Below are 25753 nucleotides of genomic sequence, written 5' to 3' on the forward strand. Positions count from 1 at the left end.
CCACATTTGAGTCAGCCCTGGACGACCAGGAATTTCTTGCGATACGCCGCCGGCAACATACCCACCCGCTGCTGAAACAGGCGCCGAAACGAATTGCTGTCTTCATAGCCAACGGCATAGGTAATGCTGTCGAGCGTCATGCGCGTTGACTCAAGCATCTGCTTGGCCCGTTCCAGACGCAGGGTTTGCAGGTAGCCGATTGGCGTATGACCGGTGGCGTCCTTGAAGCGGCGCTTGAAATTACGCACGCCAAAGCCGAAGCGCCGGGCCACCTCGTCGATCACCAATGACTCGGTAAAGTGCTGCTCCAACCAGTGCTGTACGCGCAGAATCTCGCTATCCCCGTGGCTTTTGGGCAACGACCACATGGCATACACCGACTGTTCGGTGCGCCCGGTATCGATCAGCAAATATTTGCCGCAGGTATAAGCCAGTTCCGCAGAGCCGAAGCGGCGGATCAGGTGCAGCATCAAATCCATCGCCGCCGTGGCGCCACCGCAGGTAATCAAGCGGTTCTCTTCGCAGAGGATCTGCCCCTCATCCAGACAGACCTGGGCATAGCGACGACGGAAGAACTCGGTAAACGCCCAATGGGTGGTGGCGCGCAAGCCCTGCAACAGGCCCGTTTCGGCCAAGAGAAACGCGGCCGTGCACATCGAGGCCAGCACTGCGCCACGACCATGCTGCTCACGCAACCAAGGGCCGTAAGCGGCAAACGTCGGCAAGACTTCCTTGAGGGTAAACAGAAAGCCTGGGATCAATACCAGGTCGGTCCGGGCCACCTGCGCCACGCTGCAATCCACCTCCAGGCGCTGGCCGCCCCATGTCATCACCGCCTGCCCATCGAGGGAAGCCAGCACCACCTCAAAGCACGGGCTATCCGCAAACAGGTTGGCCGCACTGAGTACTTCCATGGCGAGGGTGGCATTGGCAGCGGAACATCGGTCAGCCAGAAGCAAGGTAATGTGCATTTAAAAACCAGTTTGCGCTTTTCGCATGAAATAAGTCATTTGCGCACCTACCTTATCCGATTCCTCGCCTTTACAGTGCGGTCATTGTTCAACTGTCTGGCGTCTTTTCATGAATCTCTGGTTTCGATTACTGCACATGCTATTGCGTCGCCCCTGGCGCAAACCGGTACATGGCCTGGCCATTACGGTGGTGCGCATGAGGGTTTGGCCGTTGGACCTGGATCTGAACCGGCATGTCACCAATGGTCGTTATTTCACCCTGGCAGATGTGGCGCGCATGGATTTTGTGTTGCGCACGGGTGCCTTTCGCGTAGCGCTGCGCCACAAGGCAGTGCCGATCGTAGGCGATACCTGGGGCAAGTTTCGCCGCGAGTTGAAGCTGTTCGAGGTATTTGAAGTGCACACCCGAATGCTCGGCTGGGACCACAAGTGGAGCCTGATGGAGCACCGCTTCGTCAGCCATGGCCGAGTGATTGGCGTGGTGGTGATCCGTGGAGTGTTCCGCGGCGCCAAGGGCAACGTGCCGCCGTCGGATTTCGTGCGCGAACTGGGTCTGGAAGAGACTTCGCCGCCTATGCCCCAATGGCTCAGCGACTGGGCGCGCAGTTGCGATCAGATGAGTGCGCAACTGCGGGCAGAGGAGCAAGATTGAAAAACCCTAGCTTTTCGGCTTCAGCTTCTTCAAGTTGGCTTGACCATCCTCTCTGGCAACGTACAAGAAACTCTTGCCTTCCTGCACTTTGAACAGCACCTTCATGCCGGCCAGCCTCTCCAGGTCCTTGCGTGCGGTGTTTTCCGAAATGTCATAGTCGTGCGTGAGTTCCTTGGGCGTAAAGATGCGCCCAGGGTGGTGGAGCACTTTTTTCAAGAAATGCCCTTGTCGGTAATTCAGCTCAGCCTGCAATCCAAGCGTACCCAGCCAGCCCATCAGTTCCACGGCTTCTTTACGTTTGCTTTCAAAGTACGCCATGAATTCGTTAATGGCGCGCTCGATAACCCTTAATTGATAAATGACGAAATAGGTCAAATCAAAAGCGTCGGTTTCCGTATGAACATATGAGCGCCCATATTGCATGGGTGCCTCCTTGAGCAGTGTGCTGATGGAGATGTACTCAAAGGGCCAGTAACCGCTTTTGAGCATGAACCAGTAAAATAAACACCGCGCAGTGCGCCCGTTGCCGTCCCTGAATGGGTGCTCATAACCGAGCATGAAGTGCAGGATGATCGCCTTCACCACGGGATGGATAAAATGCCTGCCGGCTTGGCCGTCATGTCGGTCATTTGCAAACCGGCAAAGCGCTTCGAGCCTGTCCGGCAGCAGCGCTGCCTGAGGAGGTTGGTGAACGACTTCTCCCGCAGCCCCGCCCACAAAAATATCGTCAGCGATTCTAAGCTGCCCAGGATGAACGTCGTCCTCTTCAATCCCCGCCGTAGCGATGCCGTGAAACTCGCAGATCAGCGCGATAGAGAGGTTTGCATCCTTGCTGTATTTGGCCCGCTTCATCAGATGATAGTTGTTCAGGATCATCCGCTCATCGTCATTCTGCGGCGTGCGCTCCTTGGCCAACATGTCCTTGGCGATCTTGCGAGTGGTAGCAGCGCCTTCCAACTGGGCACTGGAGATTGCCTCCTCCATCATCAATGAATCGACCAGATACTGAGTGTTGTCGCGGTATTGAGGAGAGGAAGCAGTCGCCCCTCCTAGCCTGGACGTGACTGACTCCACGGCATGAATCACCGCGTCGCAAAAATCAGTGATGTACAGGAAAAAAGGCCTGCCGCATTCACTGCGCAGCTCCAAGGTTTTGCTCGCACACGCACGGGACATTTTGATAGCGGCCCACGCTGCCTCTTTGTTGAGGCCCGGTGCGGGATAACGGCGAAACTCATCCCAGTGCAAATACCCACCTTTGTCGTCGATCGCCTTGAAAGTGCGAGCCAGCTCGAAAATTTCCAGGCCGTGGCGTTTTAATAACACCTCGAAATCAACCGGTTTCCGGATCTTAGCCATGGCCGAAACTCAATTTATTAAAATTGAGTTGATCGTTGCGTACGGACCTGAAGGTGTCAAGGTCTACCGCGCAGTCATGTCTCGCGCTTGACCTTCAAATGCCGCGCATACCAAGGCCGCCGCGGTACGCGTTTGAACAACCCCTTGAGCAGGTCCTCATCGGCGCCGAAGGTAATACGCAGGGCCAGTTTCATGATTTCCGGGTCCATTTCCATCGAGCGACCCTGCTGCAAGCCCGGCGTGGTGCTGCAACCGTGGGTGTCCGGGCCCAGCCAGGGGTCGCCCACTTCAACCCAACGCCCCGGCGCAAACCAGGCCACACCGTTGACTTCAAGGCGACGCACTTCGCCCGGATTGAAGCGCTCGTGGGCGCGGAACCAGTCTTCGATGCGGTCATCGATCCAGCCGTGGAAGTGCCAGAACACCGGATTGACGTGGGATGAAAACGGATCGCCAAGGAAGTCATTCTCAGGCGCATACCAGCGTGCCGAGAAGTCTGCTGGGTCACGGGCGAACGGCACAGGTGCGCCGTTGGACGGGTCGCGGGGCACCGAGGCCCACCGCATGTGCAGCCAGTCGTGCAGGCCCAGTTCCATCTCCGAGCCCAACTGGCCCAGTGTCAACTTGGCCAGGTAGCGCGGGTCGCGGTACTGGGATTCCCAGACCTGGAAGTTGCTGTGGTAGGTCTCGGCCGTCTTGATATCACTGACCCACTGGGTGTAGTCGGCGTCGTCCGGCGCCGACCAACAGGGCGGCAGCGCGAAGCCGTCGTGGTTGTCGAAGTAGCGCACAAAGCCCAGGCGATCACGCTCCAGCGCCGGTTGCGGCGCGGGGAATTGCGGCCACGACGGCAGGTCTTGCATGGAGCGCGCAGTACCGAGCATATGCCGGTGCATGAAGAAGAAGTCGATGCCCGAGCCATTGCGATCCTTGCGTTTGCCGCGGGCATCGCGCTCCTGGCCACGGGGCCCCGGTTGCCAGCCGATGCCACGCAGGGCCTCGCGTTTTTCTTCGGAGAGCTTGTGCCACTGGTCACGCGTGGCGTGCCACAGTTGGTGAAACAGGCGATGTTCGGGAGAAACCAGCCAGGCCAGCAACGTGGGATTCAGACCGATGCGTTGTCGAGCCTCGGGGAACAGCTGTTTGTGCGCGATGAAACGATTGTCGCGCTCGATCAACGCCAGGGGGCGATCGAGGTCGAGGATTTGCCCGCTGAGCGTGGCGCTGCCGGCATTGCCGAAGGCAGCCCAGACTTCATCCAGGGTCATCTTGAACTCATAGGCCGGCACACCGCCGACTGAGTCGCGGTCGATCAACCGCCAATAGAGCACGGCGCTCTCGCCCGTCAGCAGGTCGCCCAAGACTCGATAGCGTGGCTCGCCGTCGGCACGCAGGTTTTCGGCGGTATCCAGGTAACCCCGCAGCCCACGGCCACGAGGGGCGATGTCGAGCAGCAGCTCCAGGCCGTGCAACGGCAAACCCGCAAGGCCGGCATCGCGCCCTGCCAGGCGCAGGCTCCAGACGCCGCGCAGGGTGTTCGCCAGGTGCTGGCCCTGGGTGTCGGCCAGGTCCACCGTGGCTTCGCCGGGGGTGATGGGGAATTCTTCTTCCCGCGTCAGCTCGCGATGGGCATAAAAGGCCGCCGGCACGGCCGCGCCGGTCAGCGCCAGGCCTGCGATGAACCCACGTCGAGAGATTGTCATTGGCTACCTTAGGAAACGGCTTGATCAGAGCTAGAACGTTTGCAGCCCGCTGAAATTTACCGTCGCGCCAGCGCCGCCTAAATTTCCCCCGCCAGCGCTCGTTCTTCCCTGATAGCAAAGGCCGCAACTGACTGAGATGGCAATGACAAAATCACGTTCGAAAAAGGCGTTGTATATCGGCCTGCCGTTGGCCCTGGCTATCGGCGCCGGGGTCGGTTTTCTGGTCTGGGACCAATGGTTCAAGGGCAACGCCGGCTACCCGCTGGAGGTGATCAAGCAGGCCAATGAAATGCAGGATCGCCTGTTGTCGTTCGACAGCCACATCACCCTGCCCCTGGATTTCGGTACGGCAGGCAATGAGGCCGACAAGGATGGCAGCGGCCAGTTCGACCTGGCCAAGGCGGCGCGGGGCCGATTGTCGGGTGCCGCACTGACGATCTTCGGCTGGCCGGAGATCTGGAACGGCGACAACGCCCCGCACAAGCCCACCGACGGTTTTGTCGAAGAGGCCCGCCACGAGCAGGAGGTGCGCTACAAGATCATCTCCGGCATGGTGCGCGACTTTCCCAACCAGGTGGGCATCGCCTACACCCCGGACGATATGCGGCGCCTGCACGGCGAAGGCAAGTTCGCGATCTTTATCAGCATGCTCAACGCCTACCCGCTGGGCAACGACCTCAACCAGCTGGACCTGTGGGCTGCACGCGGCATGCGCATGTTCGGGTTCAGCTACATCGGCAACAACGCCTGGTCCGACTCTTCGCGCCCGCTGCCGTTTTTCAATGACTCCCCCGACGCCCTTGAAGGCCTGTCGCCGATCGGCCGGCAGGCGGTGCATCGCCTGAATGACCTGGGCGTGATCATCGATGTGTCGCAGATGTCGACCAAGGCCCTGGAACAAGTCGCGCAGTTGAGCCGCACGCCGATAGTGGCATCCCACTCGGCGCCTCGGGCGTCGGTGGATATCCCGCGCAACCTCAGCGACAAAGAACTGCAACTGATCAAGAACAGCGGCGGCGTGGTGCAGGTGGTGGGCTTCCCCGCGTACCTGCGCCCCTTGAGCCAGCCGACCCAGGACAAGCTCAACACCCTGCGCGCACGCTTCGACCTGCCACCACTGCCCAACCTGGCCATGGCCTTGATGCCCGGCGATGCAATCATTGCCGCCTGGCCCGAGCAACGCTTCGGCGAGTATGCCGGCGCGCTGTACGCCATCCTTGAAGAAGAACCCAAGGCCACCCTCAAGGACCTGGGAGACGCCATCGACTACACCGTGCGCAAGATCGGCATCGATCACGTCGGCATCGCCTCGGACTTCAACGACGGCGGCGGTTTGCAGGGCTGGGAGAACGTTGGCGAAGTACGCAACGTCACCGCCGAATTGATCCAGCGCGGCTACTCCGAAGCCGATATTGCCAAACTGTGGGGCGGCAACTTCCTGCGGGTGTGGGACCAGGTACAAAAAGCCGCCAAACCATTGGCCAATCGCTAACCAGCACGAAGTAAGTCCATGACCGACCGCCGTACATTTCTCAAGCAGGCCGGCGTCTTTGCCGCGAGCCTGCCACTGGGCGCCGCACTGCTGCCCGAGGCACTGGCAGCCACTACAAACGACCCATGGACGGGACTCAAACAGCTGTTCAACCAGGATCCGGACTACCTGCACTTTTCCAACTTCCTGGTGGCTTCGCACCCCAAGCCGGTGCGCGAAGCCATTGAACGCTACCGCCAGCAGATCGATCGCAACCCCGGGCTGGCCATGGACTGGGACCTGCAGGAGACCTGGAAGCGCGAAGGCCAGGTACGCGAGTGGGCCGGCCGCTATTTGAAGGCCAAACCCGCACAGATCGCCCTCACCGGTAGCACGTCCGAAGGGCTGGCGATGATTTACGGCGGGATCAAGGTGCGCGCCGACCAGGAAATCCTCACCACCGTGCACGAGCACTATGCCACCGAGTTCAGCCTGGATTTCAGAGTGCGCAAGGAGCAGACCCAGGTTCGTAAAATACGCCTGTTCGAAAACGCCAATCAGGTATCGGTCGATGAGGTGCTGAGCAATATCCAGCGCAATATCCGCCCCAACACTCGCGTATTGGGCATGACGTGGGTGCAGTCGGGCAGCGGCGTGAAATTGCCCATCGGCGAGATCGGCAAGCTGGTGGACGAACACAACCGCAACCGCGACGAGCCGGACCGCATTCTCTATGTGGTCGACGGCGTGCACGGCTTCGGCGTCGAGAACCTCGACTTCCCGGACATGCACTGCGACTTCTTTATATCAGGCACCCACAAGTGGATGTTCGGCCCGCGCGGCACCGGCCTGGTGTGCGCCCGCGAGACCGAAAACAAATACGTCACACCGATGATACCGACCTTCTCGGAAGACAAGGACTTCGCCACGACCATGACACCCGGCGGCTACCACGCCTTCGAACATCGCTGGGCCGCCGACGAAGCCTTCAAGTTGCACCTGCAGTTGGGCAAGGCGCCGGTACAGGCACGCATCCATGCGCTCAATACCGAACTGAAAGACCAGTTGCTGGCTCACTCGCAGATCGAACTGGTCACACCACGCAGCCCCGAGCTGTCGGCGGGCTTCACCTTCTTTCGGGTCAAGGGCCAGGACAGCGATGAAGTCGCGGCCCACCTGATGAAAAACCGCGTGGTGGTGGACGCGGTAGACCGTGACGTCGGCCCGGTCATTCGTACCTCGCCCGGCCTGCTCAACAACTCGGCCGAGATCCAGCGCTTCATGACCTTGCTGAGCCAGCGATTATGACCTTTTTCCCTTTGAACGAGATGCCCACATGACTCCATCCCGACTCAAACCCCTGACCGCCCTGGCGCTCACCGCCCTGTGTGGGGCCCTGCTGCCCAACCTGGCCCAGGCTGCCGCCCCGCAGCCGGGCAAGGTCTTCAAGGACTGCAAGGACTGCCCCGAGATGGTGGTGCTGCCCGCCGGCACCTTCACCATGGGCACCCCGGACGATGAAGTGGGGCGCGAGCCCGATGAAGGCCCGATGCATGAAGTGACCTTTGCCAAGCCGTTCGCCATGAGCCGTTTCCACATCACCGCCGGCGAATGGGACAGTTACGTGCGCCAGACCGGCGTGAAGATCGCCAACGGCGACGACCGCCCCGGCCGCGAATGTATCGCCAGCAAGCCACGCTACCCCCAGGGCCCACGCCAGCCGGCAGTGTGCATGGACATGGACGACATCAAGCAATACGTGAGTTGGTTGTCGAAGAAGACCGGACACACGTACCACATGGTCAGCGAGGCCCAGCGTGAATACGCCGCGCGCGCCGGTACCACCGGACCGTTCCCCTTCCCGTTCGACGAGGGCAAGGGCTACAGCATCGCCAGGCACGCCAACACTTACGGCCCGGCGGACGGCTATAGCTATTCGTCGCCGGTAGGCAGCTACCCGCCGAATGCGTTCGGGATGTATGACATGCACGGCAATGTGTATGAGCGGCTAGCCGATTGCGAACACCCGAACTACATCGGCGCACCGACTGATGGCAGTGCGTGGGTGGAGCCGAACTGTGAGGCTTACCAGATTCGCGGCAATGACTGGGGTGAGGCGCCGGTGTTTTCGCGCTCGGGGAATCGCAATAACATCTATCCGCAGACGCGCGGCGACTGGATTGGGTTTCGGGTAGTGCGCGAGCTCTAAATTGTGGGAGGGGGCTTGCTCCCGATAGCGGTGTGTCAGCCACCCATGCATTGACTGACATGCCCTCATCGGGAGCAAGCCCCCTCTCACATTTAGACCCCATGCATCAGCAAGATTGTGCTCAGTCTTGCTTGGCCAACAGCTCCAAGCCTTCGTGCAGCGCCGGGAACAGGCTGTTATTGAAGTTGTTCCAGCGCAGTTCGAGGATGGTGTCCTCGGGCGAAATCTCTGTCTTGAGCACGTCGTGGAACACTTCGCCGGAGTCGATACCGTTATCCACGTAATGGAACGATGCACCGGTCAGGTACAGCGGCTCGCACGGCTGCGTCTGCCTGGTCGCCCAATCTACAACCGCTTGCCCACGCGCACCGTACAACGCATTCCAGGTGGCATAGGCCCCACGGCGCTCGTAAGGCGATTCGATGCGGGTGATGCCCGGATGAATGTTCATGATGCGCCGCGCAAACGGCGCGCCCGGACGCACCAGTTCATCGAGGATAACCAGCAAACCGTCAAGCACCACGATGTCGGCCTTCAACTCCACCAGGGTGTCATGCAGGCGCCGCTCGAAATCCTGCTTGCCGGCGATATGTTCGGCGCTGCCCCGTGGCAGCCGGCGATAGGTGGACGGCACGCTCAGCAGCAGGTCATTGACCAACTTGCCCTGCACGCGCAAATCCGCCGGGTACAACCACTGGCGGCCCGGCTTGCAGGAGAAGCCATAGTCCGCGACCAACTGCTGGTCACGCGGGTTTTGCTCATCGTCGTCATACACCACGCCCACCAGGTTGTAGACCTCGCCCAGCGGCGTGTCGTTGAGCGAGCCCACCAGAAACTCCAGCACCGACTTCATGTAGCGCTCGTGGTCCTTATAGGCCACCGGCTGCCCGGCCTTGTCGGCAGCGGCATTTCTCAGGGACCAGACATACACCAGGTTCTTTTTCGTCATTTGTTTCGCTCTCGCTGAAAGGGCCACGCACAGCGTCGATACGCGTGCGCCTACACAACAAGAACGAACCAGGCCCCAGGCAATTTATCGCCCACGGCCACCGCCCGGCACAGCGAGCTAAATAGTCACGCCGGCACTTCGTTTGTCATGGGTAAGGGTCTGTGTGCCCAGCCCCCTCTTTTTCATTTCCCGGGAAGTATTTATGACCGACCCCAAGCGCGGCGCCTTCAGAGGTTTGCTCGCATTGCTCCGGCCCTTTCGCACCATTGTGACGGTCTCCGTCGCCCTCGGCATGGTCGGCGGCCTGGCCATCACCCTGCTGCTGGCAACCATCAACAATGCTCTGCATTCCGAGGGCGGCATGACACAGGGCGTGGTCCTGACCTTTGCCGCCTTGTGCGTGGTGGCGCTTATCAGTTCGATCATTTCCGACATCGGCACCAACTATGTCGGGCAACGGATCATTGCCGCCCTGCGCAAGGATCTGGGTGAAAAGGTGCTGTCAGCTCCGATCGGGCAGATCGAGCAGTATCGCTCCCACCGCCTGATCCCGGTGCTGACCCACGACGTGGACACCATCAGCGATTTTTCCTTTGCCTTCACACCCCTGGCCATCGCCGCCACCGTCACCCTGGGTTGCCTCGGTTACCTGGCTTACCTGTCGGTGCCGATGTTTCTGATGATGGTGGTCGCGATCATTGTCGGTAGCGCCGTGCAGTTCATTGCCGGCGGCAAAGGCATCCAGGGCTTCGACCTGGCCCGCAGCCACGAGGATGAATTGCAGCGCTATTACAATGCGATTGCCTCCGGCGCGAAGGAATTGCGCATGCACCGCCCGCGGCGGTTTCGCATGAACACCCATCGCATCCAGGAAACCGCTGACCGCATCAGCGACATCCAGGTGCGCTCGGTCAATATTTATATTCTGGCCAAGACCTTCGGCTCGATGCTGTTCTTCGTGGTCATCGGCCTGGCTTTGGCGATGCAGGCGTACAACCCCAACCCTGACCCTGCGGTGATTACTGGTTTCGTGCTGGTGCTGTTGTACATGAAGGGTCCACTGGAGCACCTGCTGGGTTACTTGCCGGTTGTGGGCAAGGCCAAGATTGCCTTTGGGCGCATCAGCGAACTGTCGGAGCGTTTTTCTTCGCCCGAGCCCCACTTGTTGATGGACGACAGTGAAGCGCCAAAGCCGCTGGTCAACAGCCTTGAACTGCGTGGCGTCAGCTACAGCCCACCAGCGGTAGAAGGCAGCCAGCCGTTCCATCTGGGGCCGATCAACCTCAGCATCAAGCAAGGCGATATCGTATTTATCGTCGGCGAAAACGGTAGCGGCAAGACCACCTTGATCAAGCTGCTGCTGGGCTTGTATCCGCCTCAGGCCGGCGAGATTGTGCTCAACGGCACAGCGGTGACCGACCCTGAACGCGACGATTATCGGCAGTTGTTCACTACGGTGTTTTCTGACTACTACCTGTTCGACGATTTGGTACAAGGCAGCGCCGCCCAGTCCCTGGACAGCGCGACCAAATACCTGGAACGCCTGGAAATCGCGCACAAGGTCAGCGTCAAGGATGGCGTGTTCAGCACCACCGACCTGTCCACCGGCCAACGCAAACGCCTGGCCCTGGTCAATGCCTGGCTGGAGGAGCGCCCGGTACTGGTGTTCGACGAATGGGCTGCCGACCAGGACCCGGCCTTTCGCCGCATCTTCTACACCGAGCTACTGCCGGACCTCAAACGCCTGGGCAAGACCATCATCGTGATCAGCCATGACGACCGTTATTTCGACATTGCCGACCAATTGGTGCGCCTGCGCGCCGGCCAGGTGGTGCATGAAATGGAGCCTGCATGATGCATCGGAATATTTTTTCCGGTTTTGCGAAGTAGTAACGTCTCACTAGTGGTAATGAGAACCAACCTCAATAAACACTTATAATTGCCCACTTAAAACACAGAAGAGAAAGCATCCATGCCAGCACGACTCGGTCTCAGCCCCCTGAGCAAAGCGCTATCCATGCGCCGGGCCCTGAACATCAACCTCTTGCCGAGTACCCTGGCGCTGGCTGTGTCGATGCCAATTGCAGGTTATGTGCAAGCCCAGGAGATCGAGCTGAATATTCCTGCACAGTCGCTGGGGAGCGCACTGCAGGAATTTGGCCGCCAGACCAATGTGCAAGTGCTGTACAGCCCAGGCGACGTACAGGGCAAGAACAGCCGCGCCGTCAAGGGCAAGATGCAGCCGCAGCAGGCCATTGACGCGTTGCTGGCTGGCAGCCAGACCACCTATAGCCTCAATGGCAATACCTTGACCGTTGCCGCCGCCAGCAGCGGTGGCGGGCTGGAGCTGAGCCCCACTGAGGTGACCGCCAACTACTTGGGCAACATCACCGAAGGTTCCGGTTCCTACACGCCGGGCACCATTGCCACGGCTACGCGCCTGACCCTGACGCCGCGGCAAACGCCGCAGTCGATCACCGTGGTCACCCGCCAGCACATCGAGGACTTCGGCCTCAACAACATGGATGACGTGATGCGCCACACCCCGGGCATCACCGTGTCAGCCTATGACTCCGACCGCACCAACTACTACTCTCGTGGTTTTTCGGTCAACAGTTTCCAGTACGACGGTATCCCGTCCACCGTGCGCAACGTTGGTTATTCGGCGGGCAACACCCTCAGCGACATGGCGATCTATGATCGTGTCGAAATCCTCAAGGGGGCCACGGGCCTGCTCAATGGCGCGGGCTCATTGGGCGCTACCATCAACCTGATCCGCAAGAAACCCACCTCGGATTTCAAGGGCCACGTCCAACTGGGCGCGGGCTCCTGGGACAACTACCGCAGCGAAGTGGATGTCAGCGGCCCGTTGACCGACAGCGGCAATGTCCGTGGGCGTGCGGTGGCGGCATACCAGGACAAAAAGTCCTTCATGGACCACTACTCGCGCAAGACCGAGACCTACTACGGCATCACCGAATTCGACCTCTCCCCGGACACCATGCTGACGGTGGGCTTCGATTACCAGGACAACATTCCGCAGGGGTCGAGCTGGTCCGGGTCCTTCCCGCTGGTCAACTCCAACGGCAGCATCAACAAGATGCCCCGCTCGTATAACAACGGCACCACCTGGAGTTCCTGGGAGCAGAACACCCGTACCGCCTTCGCCATGCTCGAACATGACATGGGTGACGGCTGGGTCACCAAATTCCAGCTAGACCACAAGATCAACAGCTACCATGCCGACCTGGGTTCGATTCAATTCGTCCAGCCAGCAGCCGATGGCACCGCCGAGATTAATGGCCAGAAATACACCGGAGAGACCAAGAGCACCTCGGCTGACCTCTACGCCACCGGGCCGTTCAGCCTGTTTGGCCGCGAACATGAACTGGTGGTGGGTGGCTCCATCGGCACCTCGCGCTGGCAAGGCAAGGGCTACTGGACGCCGGAATGGCCAGGCGGTAACAAGGTCGACTTCTATAACTGGAACGGCCATATCGCCAAGCCGATCTACGGCCCGGCCCAACAGCACATCGATGACACCATCCGCCAGACCGGCTACTACCTGACCGCACGCTTTAACGTGATAGACGACCTGAACGTGATCCTGGGTGGGCGCGTGGCCAACTATCACGTCACCGGCAACAATCCTTCCTACAAGGAAACGGGTCGCTTTATTCCCTACGCCGGCGTGATCTACGACCTCAACGACAACTTCTCGGTATACGCCAGCTACACCGATATTTTCCAACCCCAGGAAAGCACCTATAAGGACCGCAACGAAAAACTGCTGGAACCGGACGAAGGACAGAACTACGAGTTGGGCCTGAAAGGCGAGTTTTTCGACGGCCGCCTCAACACCAGCATCGCTTACTTCGAAGTGCATGAGACCAACCGCCCGATCTCGGACGATGCCTATAACAACCAAGTACCAGCCCCGCAAAACTGGGCGTTCAAGGGCTCCAAAGCCGTCACCAAGGGATATGAAGCAGAGATCTCCGGTGAGTTGAGCCCAGGCTGGCAACTGCAGGGTGGCTACACCCACAAGATCGTACGAGACGAAGACGACAAGAAGCTCTCTACCTTCGAGCCCGAGCATCAGGTCAACCTGAATACCACCTACAAGCTCAAGGGCGACCTGGACAAGTTCACCATCGGTGGCGGGGTACGCTGGCAGACCAAGGGCTGGAACTCAATCTGGAACGAGCCGCTCAAGCAAGATCAGGACATCACCCAGGAATCCTACTGGTTGGTGGACTTGATGACTCGCTACCAGGTCACCAAGAACCTTTCGGCCACCGTCAACTTCAACAATATCTTCGACAAGTCCTACTACAGCAACGTGGGCTTCTATAATTCGGCCGCCTACGGCGAGCCACGCAACGTGATGGTCAGCACCCGCTGGGACTTCTGATCGCACCCCTTGATCGACCGCACGCCCGGTGAGAGTTGAACGCTCACCGGGCGTTTTTTGTCGTACGAAAATAGTCTGTGGCTGCTTCATTGATCGGCATCGGCTAAAAAGACTATGCCGCTCACCCACAAAAAACCCGGATACAGGATCCGGGCTTCTCGTAAAGCGGCGGCTTACCTCATCGCATCCGCCAAACTGCTGATGAACACTGCGCTGTCGATAATGCCGTCATGATCAGTTTCAATCATCACCGAGCGCTCGATACGCCCCTGGCTGATCACCGTCGCCATTTGCTGCTCAATCACGTCCTTGAATCGCCCTGCCTGGCTCTTGGCTGCCCACCAGCAACTGATGGGAGCCTTGATCGGCTTGAAGTCAGCCTGCAGCAAGCGCTCACTCAGTGCCCGGTCAACGTCCCAGGATATCTGCGCCTCATTGCCACGCAGCAGTTCCTCTTTGACGGCAGTAAATGCTTCGCCCAAGGTCTGTTCAGCCCAGCTCACGAATCCCAGCCATTGCTGCGCTTCATCCTCGGTATCCCGCCGGCATTGCTGCCAGGCACCCTGGATGGACTCGGCAAATTCGGGGAACATCACCCCCAACAAGGCGGCACGGCGCTCATTGGCTGAGACTTCGAGGTCGTCCTCGACCTCCACAGCATCCCAGTAGGGTTTGACCCACTGCGGCGGCGCAGCGTCGATCCAGCCTACAAACTCAACCTCGCGGCCGGCTTGCTCCAGGCCGTAGGCCACTTCCATGGCCAGATTACCGCCCAACGACCAGCCGGCCAGGCGGAACGCGCCATGGGGTTGGGCCGCCAACAATTGCGCGGTGTAATCCTCGACCATCACCTGCCAATGCGGCACCGCGGCGCCGTCTTCAGCCAATGCGCGACACATTACCCCGTACACCGGGCGCTGCTCACGCAGGGCCAGAGCAATCGCGGTGTAGCAATGCACCGAGCCGAAGCTTGGGTGGAACATGAACAACGGCGTGCCTTGCGTCTGCTGGTTAAGCTTGACGATCAACGACGCTCGGCTATCGCCCTGCAAGCACTTGACCTGCCCCGCCACGGTGGGGTTAAGCATCAATTGGCTGACGGACAGGTTCACGCCGCTGACCTTGCGAATCCGCTCCTTGAGCATCAGCACCCGCAGCGAATGGCCGCCGAGTTCGAAGAAATTGTCGCGAAGCCCCACACGCTCCACTTCCAGAACCTCGCGCCAGATCGCCGCGATCTGCTGCTCGATCTCGGTGACAGGTGCCTGGTGTTGCTCAGCGCTCTGAGCCTCAGGCTTGGGCAGTGCCTTACGGTCCAACTTGCCGTTCGGGCTCAGCGGCATCTGCGTCAGCACCACCCACTGCGCTGGGACCATGTAGTCCGGCAACTGCGCGGCCAGGTACGCAACCACCGCCGCTTTCCAATCCTCAAGCGGCTGTTGCAGCACCAGGTAACCCACCAGGTGCGTGCCGTCCACCGCCAGCACTGCGGCTTCGCGGACACTGTCGAGCTCCAGCAGGCGCGCTTCGATTTCTCCCAACTCGATACGCAGGCCACGCAGTTTGACCTGATGGTCCATGCGCCCGGCATATTCGATCACGCCATCGTCGCGATAACGCGCCAGGTCGCCGGTGCGATACAGACGTGTGCCGCTACCGAACGGGTCAGTCACAAAACGCTCAGCGGTGAGTGCCGCGCGGCGATGGTAACCCCGCGCCAAGCCAATACCGCCCAAGTACAATTCACCCAACACGCCCACCGGTGCCGGCTCCAGATTGTCATCCAACACGTAGCAACCCAGGTTGGCAATCGGTCGGCCAATCGGCACGGCATCGCGGCCTTCCTCGACACAAGTCCAGTGGGTCACATCGATAGCCGCTTCGGTGGGACCGTACAGGTTGTACAACCCGGCGTGGGGTAACTTGGCGAACACCTGTTGCTGGGCGTCCACGGGCAATGCCTCACCGCTGCAGACGATGCGTTGCAGGCTCTGGCACGAAGCAACTGCCGCGTCTTGCAAGAACGCTTGCAGCATGGACGGCACGAAATGCAGCGTGGTGATCTGCTGCGAGTTGATCAGGCTCACCAGCCTGGCAGGGTCACGATGATCCCCCGGCGCCGCCACCACCAGGCGGGCGCCGGTCATCAACGGCCAGAAGAACTCCCACACCGACACGTCAAAGCTGAACGGGGTTTTCTGCAATACGCTGTCGCGGGCGTCCAGACCATAGGCCTGCTGCATCCAGCACAGGCGGTTGGTCAGTGCTTTATGGCGGTTGCCGGCGCCCTTGGGTTGGCCGGTGGAACCGGAGGTGTAGATCACGTAGGCGAGGTTTTCGCCATGCACGGTAATATCCGGGTTGTGGCTGCCGAACGCCTCCAACCAGGCATCGCCCTGCTCCAGCACCAGAGTGTTCACACCCGCTGGAACCGGCAGCTGCGCCAGCAGGTGGGTCTGGGTCAACAGCAGTTGTACGCCACTGTCTTGCAGCATGTAGGCCAGGCGGTCACCGGGGTATTCCGGGTCCAGCGGCACATAGGCGCCACCGGCCTTGAGCACCGCCAACAGGCCGACCACCATTTCCACCGAGCGCTCCAGCGCCAGGCCCACCAGCACATCCGGGCCGACTCCGGCAGCTATCAAGCGGTGCGCCAGCCGGTTGGCCCGGGCGTTCAACGCGCTGTAACTCAGGGTTTGCCCGTCAAACACCAACGCCTGCGCATCCGGCGTGCGCAATACCTGAGCCTCGATCAAGCGGTGTACTGCTTGATCGAGCGGGTAGTCCACCGCCGTGGCATTCCAATCCTGCACCACCAACTGACGCTCGGCCTGCGCCAGTGACGGCAACGCGCCAAGACGTTGACTGCCATCGGTGGCCAGGGCCAGCAGCAACTGCTGGAAGTGCTCGGCCAAGCGCTGGATATGCGCGGTGCTGAAGACCTGGCGGGCGTAATTGAATTCCAGGCCCAGTGTCTCGCCGAGGGCCAACAACACGGTCAATGGATAGTGGGTCTGCTCCAGGCTGTGCACTGCACCAAACCGCAACCCCGACGGTGCACCCTGCTCCAGCGCCTCGGACACCGGATAATTTTCAAACACCAGGATACTGTCGAACAGGGCTTCACCGCCCAGCCCGGCCCAACGCTGGATCTCGAACAGCGGCGTGTGTTCTTGCTCACGCAAGCCAACGTTCTGCTGCTGGAGTTGCTGCAACCAGTGGCTGACCGACATCTGCGCATCCGGCGTCGCCACCACGGGCAGCGTGTTGATGAACAATCCGACCTGCTGTTCAATCCCGCGAAGTTGCGCCGGACGCCCTGCCACCGTGGCGCCGAAGGCTACGGTGGCTTGCCCGGTGTGGTGATGCAACAGCAACAACCAGGCGCCTTGCACCAGGGTATTGAGGGTCACCTTGTGGCGCTGGGCAAAGGTTCTAAGCTGTTCGGTTTGCGCGGCATCCAGGCTCAAGCGATGTTCGCCATTGACCGCCAGGACCGCGTCCGCCTCAGACTGTGCGGAACGGGACAGACGCGTAGGCTCTTGCAGGCTGGCCAGTTGGTCTTTCCAGAACGCTTGACTGGCAGCTTTATCCTGCGCCTGCAGCCAGGCGATATAGTCACGATAACGCCCGGTCGGCGCGGGCAGCGCCTCGCCCGCATACTGTTGCAGCACCTCACCGAACAGCTGCGAACCACTCCAGCCATCCATCAGGATATGGTGATTGGTGTAGATCAGGTGGTAGCTCGATACCCCCGTGCGCACCACCGTCAAGCTCAGCAACGGCGCCTGCTCCAGCACAAAGCCCTGGGCCCGTGCCGACTCGGCCAAGTCATCAAGGGCCTGGTTGCAGTCTGCACGCGTTTGCCAATCCAACTGCACAAACGGCAGGTGCGCCTGCTTGTAGACCACCTGCAAAGGCTGCTCAAGCTCCGCCTGCCAGACAACACCGCTGCGCAGGATCTCATGACGCTCCACCGCCACCTGCCATGCCTGGTGGAAGCGCGCTGCGTCCAGGCCCTGCACATCAATGCGCATCTGGTTGATGTAGTCACCCGAGCCTTCGCCGTACAGCGATTGGAACAACATGCCTTGCTGCATCGGTGACAACGGGTACAGGTCTTCGACCTCGGCCACGTTCAGCGCCAGGCCATCCAACTGTGCCTGGGACAACCGCGCCAGGGGGAAGTCCGACGGCGTCACGCCCTGGTGCGTCGACTCACAGCAGTGGTCGATCAGCGCCTTGAGTTCAGTTGCATATTCATCAGCCAGGCATTGCACCGTCGCTTCATCGAACATCGCCTGGCTGAAGCTCCAGTTCAATTTCAGCTCGCCGCCAAAGACTTGGCCATTGATCTCCAGCCAGTTGCCCAAAGGCGCCTGCTGGCTTTGCTCGGCACCGCTGGCATCACCGGTCGGTGTGAACAGCCCTGGCTGTTCGCCATTGTCAAAACTGGCGTCAAACTGCCCCAGGTAGTTGAAGGTAATACGTGGGCGTGGCAAGGCCGCCAGCGTCAGTTGCGCCTCGGTATCGCCCAGGTATCGCAATGCGCCAAACCCCAGGCCCTTGTCGGGCACGGCGCGCAATTGCTCCTTGATGTGTTTCAGGGAAGTACCCAGGGAGTCAGCGGGAACCAGTTGCAATGGGTAAAGGCTGGTAAACCAACCGACCGTGCGGGTCAGGTCGATCTCATCGAACAGGTCTTCACGACCGTGGCCTTCCAGCCGTATCAACATCGAGGCCTCGCCGCTCCAGCGTGTGATCACCCGCGCCAGGGCGGTGAGCAGCAGGTCGTTGATCTGGGTGCGGTAGGCGCTCGGCGCGTCTTGCAGCAAACGTCGCGTATACGTGCCGTCCAACTGCGTGCTCACGCTCAGCGCCAGCTGATTGCTCAAGCTTGCCTGTGGATCAGCGCCGGGCAAGCCGACCGGGCTGCCTTGCAATTGCGTCTGCCACCAGGCCAGTTGGTGTTGCAGCGCAGCGCTACGGGCATAGGTCTGCAAGCGTGCGGCCCAGGCGCGGGTGGCGCTGGTCTTGGCCGGCAACGCCACAGGAGCGCCCTGCGCCAGTTGCTGGTAAGCGCTTTGCAGGTCTTCAAGCAGGATGCGCCACGACACACCGTCCACCACCAAGTGATGGATCACCAGCAACAAACGCTGGGAGCCATCGGCCAACTGCGCCAACACAGCACGCACTAACGGTCCGATAGCCAGGTCGAGGCTGCGTTGGGCTTCTTCACCCAGGGCGTCCAGCTCCTCGACGCTGTTCAAGGTGGTTTGCCACAACACCTGTTCAGCCTGGTGCTGATCGGGACCGCGGTAAGCTGCGCTCCAGCCTTGCGGCCCCTCGACGAAAGTGCTGCGCAAGGCATCGTGATGCACGATCAACGCCTGCAGTGCCGCCACCAGCAACGGCGCCTGCAACGGCTGGTGCGGTTGCAGCACCACGGACTGGTTCCAGTGGTGACGCTGGGGAATGTCATCGGCAAAGAAGCCTTGTTGCACTGGCAGCAGCAGCAACTCGCCGGTCAGGGCCGACTGGTCCAATTGCACCGTGCCCTCGCCTTCCCGGGCGACGGTCGCCAGGCTTTGCACAGTCTGATGCTGGAACAGATCCTTGGGCGTGAAGCGCACCCCGGCCTGGCGAGCCCGGCTGACCACCTGGATCGAAATGATCGAGTCGCCACCCAGTTCGAAGAAGTTGTCATGCAAGCCGACTTGCGGCAGACGCAGCACGTCGGCCCAGATGGTGGCGATCTTCTGCTCCAACTCGCTCTGAGGTGCCACATACACCTGCTGCATCTGGCTCACATCCGGCAGCGGCAAGCCCTTGCGATCGAGCTTGCCGTTAGGGGTCAGCGGCATACGTTCGAGGAACATCAAGTGCGTCGGCACCATGTAGTCCGGCAAGCGGGATTTCAACGCGCGACGCAAGGTTTCGCGGCCGTTTGATTGAGCGACTGCGTCGTCCAGAAGTGTTGAGTCCAGCGGCACGACATAGGCCACCAACTGCTTGCCGGTCGGGCCCTCCTGAGCCACCACCACGGTTTCACCGACGCTGACCTGCTCGCGCAAACGCGCTTCGATTTCACCCAACTCGATACGGAAACCCCGGATCTTCACCTGATGGTCGACACGGCCCAGGTAGTCCACCACCCCATCCGGACGCCCACGGGTCAGGTCGCCGCTGCGGTACACACGGCTGCCCGGTTTGCCGTATGGGTCCGGCACGAAACGCTCGGCAGTCAGTGCCGGGCGCTCCAGGTAACCCCGGGCCACGCCCTCGCCGCCCAGGTACAACTCGCCTGCCACGCCGATGGGTTGCAGATTGAGTTGCGAATCCAGGACGTAACCGCTGCGGTTGCCGAGCAAGGTGCCGATGGGTGCGTAGACTGCACCGCATGGATCGCCCTTGCGCGCTTTCCACAACAACGGCGTAACCACGGTTTCGGTAGGGCCGTAGCCGTTGAACAGGTACTTGGGTTTCAGCGCGCGCCAAGCCAGGTCATAGCTGGCTTGAGCAACGGCATCACCGCCAAAGCAATACACCCGTACCGCCGGTGGGTTGCCGTCGCGCTCGGCATGTTCGGCCAACTGTTGCAGGTACACCGGCGGGAAGACCGCCATGGTCACGTTATGGCGGTGCATCTGCTCATAGGTGTATTCGGGCAACCACAGGCTGTCATCACGGATCAACACGCTGGCGCCGTTGATCAACGGGTGCATCCAGCCTTCGTGGGAGCCGTCGAAGGCGAACGACATAAAGTGCAGTTCGCAATCGGCCGGCGAGGTTTCATAGCGCTCGCCGGTAGCGATAATGTGCGCCACCAACGGCCCGTGAGACACCGCCACGCCCTTGGGCAGGCCGGTGGAACCGGAGGTGTAGATCACGTAGGCGAGGTTGTCGCCGTCCAGCGCCACATTCGGTGCTGTTTCGCTATAACTTGACCAGGCGTGTACCTGATCCACCGCCAAGGCTTCCAGGCCCTCCGGGATCGGCAACCGCTGCTGCACTGCCGAATGGGTCAGCAGCAATTTCGAGCGGCTGTCCTGCATCATGTAGAGCAAGCGATCACGGGGGTACTCGATATCCAGCGGCACATACACGCCACCGGCTTTCATCACCGCCAGGAACGCCACCATGATTTCGGCACTGCGCGGCATGGCAATGGCCACGCGCACTTCCGGGCCGACGCCACGGGCAATCAGGGCATGAGCCAGACGGTTGGCCTGGCGATCCAGTTCGGCGTAGCTCAGGGTTTGCGCGTCGAACTTCACCGCCACCGCCGTCGGGTTTTCCCGGGCGCGATCGGCAAACAATTCGTGCACCCAGCGCTCGGCCGAGAAGCCAGAATCCGTGCGGTTCCAGAGTTGCAGGATCTGTTGTTGTTCGGCCGCGTCCAGCAAGCTCAACTGACTGAGCTGCTGCCGCGGGTTGGCAACCATCCCCTGCAGCAGGTTCTGCCAGTGGCGCGCCATGCGTTGCACAGTGCCAGCTTCGAACAGGTCCTGGGCATAACCCAGGGTGGCCCATATGCCTTCGGTAGACTCCTGGATATCCAGGTCCAGGTCGAAATGAGCGGTCTTGCTTTCCCACTCCAGCCCTTGCACCTGCAACGCTGGCAATTGGCGCTGAACCTGGACCTGGCCGACATCGGTCTGGTGGTTGAACATGACCTGAAACAACGGGTTGTGACTCAGGCTACGCTCAGGTTGCAGAGCTTCCACCAGTTGTTCGAACGGCAAGTCCTGGTGGGCCTGGGCCTCGACCGCGCGTTGCCGAACGTGCTGCAACAACTGCTCGACACTCATCTGCCCATGCACATCCGCCTTGAGCACCTGAGTGTTGACGAAAAAGCCGATCAGCCGCTCGGTCTCGCTGCGATTGCGGTTGGCAATCGGCACACCGACGCGTATTTCTTCCTGTCCGCTGTAGCGGTGCAACAAAGTCTGGAACGATGCCAGCAGCAACATGAACAGGGTCACGCCCTGCTCTTGCGCCAACACCTTGAGGCCCTGAGTGAGTTCGGGCGCCAGCTCGAAGGCCAGGCGCGCGCCACGGTGGCTCTGCACCGCCGGGCGCTGGTGGTCGAACGGCAACTCCAGCACGCTCTGCTCACCGCCCAACAGCTCACGCCAGTAGGCCAGTTGACGTTGCTTCTCGCCGGCGTCCATCCAGTTACGCTGCCATACGGCATAATCGGCGTACTGGATCGGCAACACCGGTAGCGGCACATCCTGGCCTTGGCTGTAACCGGCATACAACTGCACCAACTCCTCGACCACCAACTGCATTGACCAACCATCGGAGACGATATGATGCTGCACCAGCACCAACACATGCTCGTCGGCGGCCAGGCGCAGCAACGTCACGCGTAGCAACGGGCCCTGCTGCAGGTCGAACGGCTGGGCAATCAACGCTTCTACCCGGGCCTGAAGCTGGGCCTCATCGACATCAGCCTGGGTGATCGGCAAGGCCACCTGCGGTTCAATCACTTGCACCGCGCCGTCGTGATCCTGGCGAATATGGGTGCGCAAGCTTTCATGGCGCGCCAGCAAGCTATCGAAACTGTGCTGAAGCGCGCCTAGATCCAACTGCCCTTTCAAGCGTAATGCACTGGGGATGTGATACGCCGCACTCTGGGGCTCCAGTTGCCACAGAAACCATTGACGCTCCTGGGCATAAGACAACGGCAACGGCTGCTCGCGGCCCGCCGGCAGCAGAGGTGGCGCCGTCGGCATCGGGCTGTCCTGGGCCTGCAAGGCGGTGACAAATGCCTCCAGGCGTGGGTGTTCGAACACGGCCTTGAGCGGCACTTCCAGGCTCAGGGTCTGGCGAATCCGTGATACCACCTGCATCGCCAACAGCGAATGCCCGCCCAGTTCGAAAAAGTGCTGGTTCAGGCCCACGTGCTCGGCGCCGAGGATATCCGCCCAGATCGCTGCCACCTGTTGCTGCAACGGCGTGACCGGCGCCAGCCAGTCCTGTTGCAAGGCGGCGGCTTCGGGTTTGGGCAGCGCCTGGCGGTCCAGCTTGCCGTTGGGGTTCAAAGGCATGTGGTCGAGGAAGATCAGGTGCGCTGGCACCATGTAGTCCGGCAGGTGTTCACGCAAGGTCAGCATCAGTTGTTCGCCAGCCTCCGCGCGCTCGGTTTCAGACAGCGTCTGCGCCGGCACCAGGTAGGCCACCAGTTGGTTGTCAGCCGCCAGCAACAAGGCTTCACGCACACTGTCCTGAGCCAGCAGTACGCTTTCAATCTCACCCAGTTCAATGCGGAAACCACGGATCTTGACCTGGTGGTCGACCCGCCCGACATACTCCACCACGCCGTCGGCGCGATAACGCGCCAGGTCGCCCGTGCGGTACAGGCGCTCGCCTGCCGCGCCGAACGGGTCCGCGACGAAACGTTCGGCAGTCAGGCCCGGCCGTTGTAAATAAGCGCGGGCCAAGCCACTGGCGCTGGCGATATAGAGTTCACCGACTGCGCCCAGCGCCAGCAAGTTCAGGTCGCGGTCCAGCACATACAGGCCACGCCCTGGCAGCGCCCGGCCAATCGGGCTGGCACCGGCGGCGCTGACGGCGCTCGCGTCGGTGCAGTCCAGCACACTGGAGACCACAGTGGCCTCGGTAGGCCCGTAGGTGTTGAGCAAGCGCACATGGCTAAGCCCTGCGCGCTGCCACAGGAGTGGGCCATCCAACGGCATGGCTTCGCCGCCGATATGGATCTGGCGCAAGGCACCATAAGACCTCGGGCCCGCTGCCAGGCAGTCTTGCAGGAACAGCTTCCAGTAGGCCGTAGGCAAGTCGGCCAAGGTGATGCCCTGGGCGATGATCTGCCGATACAGCTCGGCACCGTCCCACAGTTGCGGGCCGCGCAGTACTACGGTGGCACCGAGGGTCAGGGCCGGGTACAACTGCTCGACAAAACCGTCGAAGTTCAGGGTGGCAAACTGCAACACCCGGTCTTGGGCAACCAGTTGCGAGTAATCCGCCGCGATGCCAACGAACTCACTCAGGGCAGCATGGCTGATGGCAACCCCCTTGGGCTTGCCGGTGGAGCCGGAGGTGTAGATCACGTACGCCAGGCTCTGGGGCTCGACATCAGTCGGTAGATTGTCCTCGGAGCACTGCGCCAATGGGGCCAGATCAATATCCACGGACGACACATGAGCCGGCAACGGCAGGCGCCCGCGCAGGTGGGATTGAGTCAACACCAGGCCGACGCCGCTGTCCTCAAGCATATGCACCAGGCGTTCGCGCGGGTACTCAGGGTCCAACGGCACATAGGCTGCGCCCGTCTTGAGCACCGCCAGCAAGCTGACCACCATGGCAAAGGAGCGCTCGATGCAGATCCCCACCGGCCCATGAGGGCCGATGCCCTGGGCCAGCAGGTAATGCGCCAGACGGTTGGCCTGGCGGTTCAGTTCGCCATAGCTGAGGGCCTGGTCATCCAGGGCCAGGGCCTGGCGGCCTGGCTGCCGGTCGGCCTGGGCTTCAAACAGCCGGTGCACCGCGTGCAGGGTGGTGGCACACGCCGGAGCATTCCAATCCTGGAGCATCACCTGTTGCTCCACGGCACTCAGCATCGGCAGCTCGCAGAGACGGCTGCGCGGTGCGTTCACCACCGCCTGCAACACGTGCTGCCAGTGCTGCGCCAAGCGCTCGACGGTAGCGGCGTCGAACAAGTCAGTGGCATAGGTCAGCGCAGCCCAGAGGCCCTCGGCGGACTCATGGGTATCCAGGCTCAGATCGAAATGGGTGGTCGGGCTGTCCCACTCCAGTTCCACCACACGCAGGCCCGGTAACTGCTGGCCTTCGCGGCCGCCCTGGGCGTCGGTCTGGTGGTTGAACATCACCTGGAACAATGGGTTGTGGCTCAAGCTGCGTTCGGGCTGCAACGCCACCACCAGTTGTTCGAACGGCAGATCCTGATGGGCCTGGGCCTCCAGGGCGCGACGCTTCGTTTGTTGCAGCAGTTCGGCAAAGCTCATCTGCCCGTCGAGGTCAGCCTTGAGCACCTGTGTATTGACGAAGAAGCCGATCAACCGCTCGGTTTCGACACGGTTTCGGTTGGCATTCGGCACGCCAATACGAATGTCCGACTGCCCGCTGTAGCGATACAACAGGGCTTGGAACGACGCCAGCAACAGCATGAACGCCGTCACACCCTCCTGTTGCGCCAGGCGCTTGAGACCGGTCACCAGAGCCGGTGGCAGATGCACCTGCACGCTTGCACCGCGATGGCTTTGCTGCGCCGGACGCGGGCGGTCCAGCGGTAGCTCAAGCACCGGCTGCTCGCCGCCCAGCAGGGCCTGCCAATAGGCCAGCTGGCGCGCCTGCTCTCCGGCCTCCATCCAGCCTCGTTGCCACAGGGCGTAGTCGGCGTACTGGATCGGCAGCTCAGGCAGTTGCAAATCATGGCCCTGACTGTGAGCGGCGTAGAACTGCACCAGCTCTTCGACCATCACTTGCATCGACCAACCATCGGAGACGATGTGGTGCTGCACCATCACCAGCACATGTTCATCTTCGGCCAGTTGCAGCAGCGTCACGCGCAACAACGGCGCCTGGTGCAAATCGAACGGCCGTGCGACTTCGGCTTCCACCCGCGCCATCAACTGTGCCTCGTCGATACGCGCCTGGTGGATCTGCACCCGCGCCTGGGGCATCACCGCTTGCCAGAGGCGTTCGCCGTCCTCGACCAGTTGTGTGCGCAAGCTCTCATGCCGGGCCAGCAGGCTGTCGAAACTGCGCTGCAATGCCGCCAGGTCCAAGTGCCCGTGCAAACGCAGGGCCCCGGGGATGTGATAGGCGGTGCTGTCCGGATCCAGTTGCCAAAGGAACCACTGGCGCTCTTGAGCGTAGGACAGCGGCAGATGTTGGCCGTCCTCGCGGATCGAGGCAATCGGCAGTTGAGCGAAACTCATGCCCCGGCTTTGCAGGCGCTGGTAAAACTGCTGGCGCTGCTCCAGAGGCAAGCGAAGAAAGCGCGACACCAAGTCGATATTAGGATTGGAAAGCATGG

The 25753-nt window shown here is 61.1% G+C and carries 11 protein-coding genes; 6 read left to right on the forward strand and 5 right to left on the reverse strand.

The window, feature by feature from the left end:
- Positions 1–11: 11 nt before the first annotated feature.
- Entirely contained in the window at positions 12–971 is a 960-nt protein-coding gene (locus tag JH25_RS23980; protein WP_032876281.1) for a GlxA family transcriptional regulator, read from the reverse strand.
- Between the two features lie 109 nt (positions 972–1080).
- On the opposite strand from JH25_RS23980, the gene JH25_RS23975 reads away from it, so the two are divergent.
- Positions 1081–1623 carry an acyl-CoA thioesterase gene (locus JH25_RS23975; RefSeq protein ID WP_032876284.1) on the forward strand — a complete coding sequence of 181 codons (543 nt, stop codon included), beginning with the start codon at positions 1081–1083 and terminating at the stop codon, positions 1621–1623.
- Positions 1624–1629: 6 nt separating this feature from the next.
- On the opposite strand, the gene JH25_RS23970 is transcribed toward JH25_RS23975, so the two are convergent.
- Together JH25_RS23970 and pvdP are read right to left on the reverse strand one after the other, a co-directional pair.
- Positions 1630–2982 (reverse strand): Fic family protein, encoded by a 1353-nt coding sequence (locus tag JH25_RS23970; RefSeq protein ID WP_032876287.1) that lies wholly within the window; start codon positions 2980–2982, stop codon positions 1630–1632.
- 74 nt (positions 2983–3056) lie between these two features.
- Positions 3057–4685, reverse strand: a complete 1629-nt coding sequence (gene pvdP / locus JH25_RS23965) for a pyoverdine maturation tyrosinase PvdP (RefSeq protein WP_032876290.1) — start codon at positions 4683–4685, stop codon at positions 3057–3059.
- Positions 4686–4827: 142 nt separating this feature from the next.
- Between pvdP and pvdM the strand changes: the two genes are divergently transcribed.
- Genes pvdM through pvdO form a run of 3 tightly spaced genes read left to right on the forward strand, consistent with a single transcriptional unit; the run spans position 4828 to position 8365 of the window.
- Positions 4828–6177: a pyoverdine-tailoring dipeptidase-like protein PvdM gene (pvdM, locus tag JH25_RS23960; RefSeq protein ID WP_032876293.1), complete on the forward strand. Its 1350-nt coding sequence runs from the start codon at positions 4828–4830 to the stop codon at positions 6175–6177.
- An 18-nt stretch (positions 6178–6195) separates the two neighbouring features.
- On the forward strand, positions 6196–7464 hold the full coding sequence (gene pvdN / locus JH25_RS23955; protein ID WP_032876296.1) for a pyoverdine-tailoring periplasmic protein PvdN: 1269 nt from the start codon (positions 6196–6198) through the stop codon (positions 7462–7464).
- 28 nt (positions 7465–7492) lie between these two features.
- Positions 7493–8365, forward strand: coding sequence for a dihydropyoverdine dehydrogenase (pvdO, locus tag JH25_RS23950; protein ID WP_032876299.1), 873 nt, complete (start codon positions 7493–7495; stop codon positions 8363–8365).
- Between the two features lie 121 nt (positions 8366–8486).
- Here the strand turns inward: pvdO and JH25_RS23945 are convergent, their stop codons facing one another.
- Positions 8487–9314 carry a formyltransferase family protein gene (locus JH25_RS23945; RefSeq protein WP_032876302.1) on the reverse strand — a complete coding sequence of 276 codons (828 nt, stop codon included), beginning with the start codon at positions 9312–9314 and terminating at the stop codon, positions 8487–8489.
- 202 nt (positions 9315–9516) lie between these two features.
- Here JH25_RS23945 and JH25_RS23940 point away from each other — a divergent pair, with 202 nt between their 5' ends.
- Together JH25_RS23940 and JH25_RS23935 are read left to right on the forward strand one after the other, a co-directional pair.
- Complete coding sequence (locus tag JH25_RS23940) at positions 9517–11169, forward strand: cyclic peptide export ABC transporter (protein ID WP_032876304.1); 1653 nt, start codon at positions 9517–9519, stop codon at positions 11167–11169.
- A gap of 117 nt (positions 11170–11286) precedes the next feature.
- Entirely contained in the window at positions 11287–13728 is a 2442-nt protein-coding gene (locus JH25_RS23935) for a TonB-dependent siderophore receptor (protein ID WP_032876307.1), read from the forward strand.
- A gap of 173 nt (positions 13729–13901) precedes the next feature.
- Here the strand turns inward: JH25_RS23935 and JH25_RS23930 are convergent, their stop codons facing one another.
- Positions 13902–25751, reverse strand: coding sequence for a non-ribosomal peptide synthetase (locus JH25_RS23930; RefSeq protein WP_032876310.1), 11850 nt, complete (start codon positions 25749–25751; stop codon positions 13902–13904).
- Positions 25752–25753: the final 2 nt, after the last annotated feature.

Source organism: Pseudomonas sp. BRG-100, assembly GCF_000737955.1.
In the GTDB taxonomy this organism is placed as follows: Bacteria; Pseudomonadota; Gammaproteobacteria; order Pseudomonadales; family Pseudomonadaceae; genus Aquipseudomonas; species Aquipseudomonas synxantha_A.

Bases quoted from the DNA above. Each gene is read 5' to 3' on its own strand.
- JH25_RS23940 (WP_032876304.1), top strand. From the start codon at position 9,517: ATGACCGACCCCAAGCGCGGCGCCTTCAGAGGTTTGCTCGCATTGCTC.
- JH25_RS23945 (WP_032876302.1), bottom strand. From the start codon at position 9,314: ATGACGAAAAAGAACCTGGTGTATGTCTGGTCCCTGAGAAATGCCGCT.
- JH25_RS23970 (WP_032876287.1), bottom strand. From the start codon at position 2,982: ATGGCTAAGATCCGGAAACCGGTTGATTTCGAGGTGTTATTAAAACGC.
- pvdO (WP_032876299.1), top strand. From the start codon at position 7,493: ATGACTCCATCCCGACTCAAACCCCTGACCGCCCTGGCGCTCACCGCC.
- JH25_RS23930 (WP_032876310.1), bottom strand. From the start codon at position 25,751: ATGCTTTCCAATCCTAATATCGACTTGGTGTCGCGCTTTCTTCGCTTG.
- JH25_RS23935 (WP_032876307.1), top strand. From the start codon at position 11,287: ATGCCAGCACGACTCGGTCTCAGCCCCCTGAGCAAAGCGCTATCCATG.
- pvdM (WP_032876293.1), top strand. From the start codon at position 4,828: ATGACAAAATCACGTTCGAAAAAGGCGTTGTATATCGGCCTGCCGTTG.
- JH25_RS23975 (WP_032876284.1), top strand. From the start codon at position 1,081: ATGAATCTCTGGTTTCGATTACTGCACATGCTATTGCGTCGCCCCTGG.
- pvdN (WP_032876296.1), top strand. From the start codon at position 6,196: ATGACCGACCGCCGTACATTTCTCAAGCAGGCCGGCGTCTTTGCCGCG.
- JH25_RS23980 (WP_032876281.1), bottom strand. From the start codon at position 971: ATGCACATTACCTTGCTTCTGGCTGACCGATGTTCCGCTGCCAATGCC.
- pvdP (WP_032876290.1), bottom strand. From the start codon at position 4,685: ATGACAATCTCTCGACGTGGGTTCATCGCAGGCCTGGCGCTGACCGGC.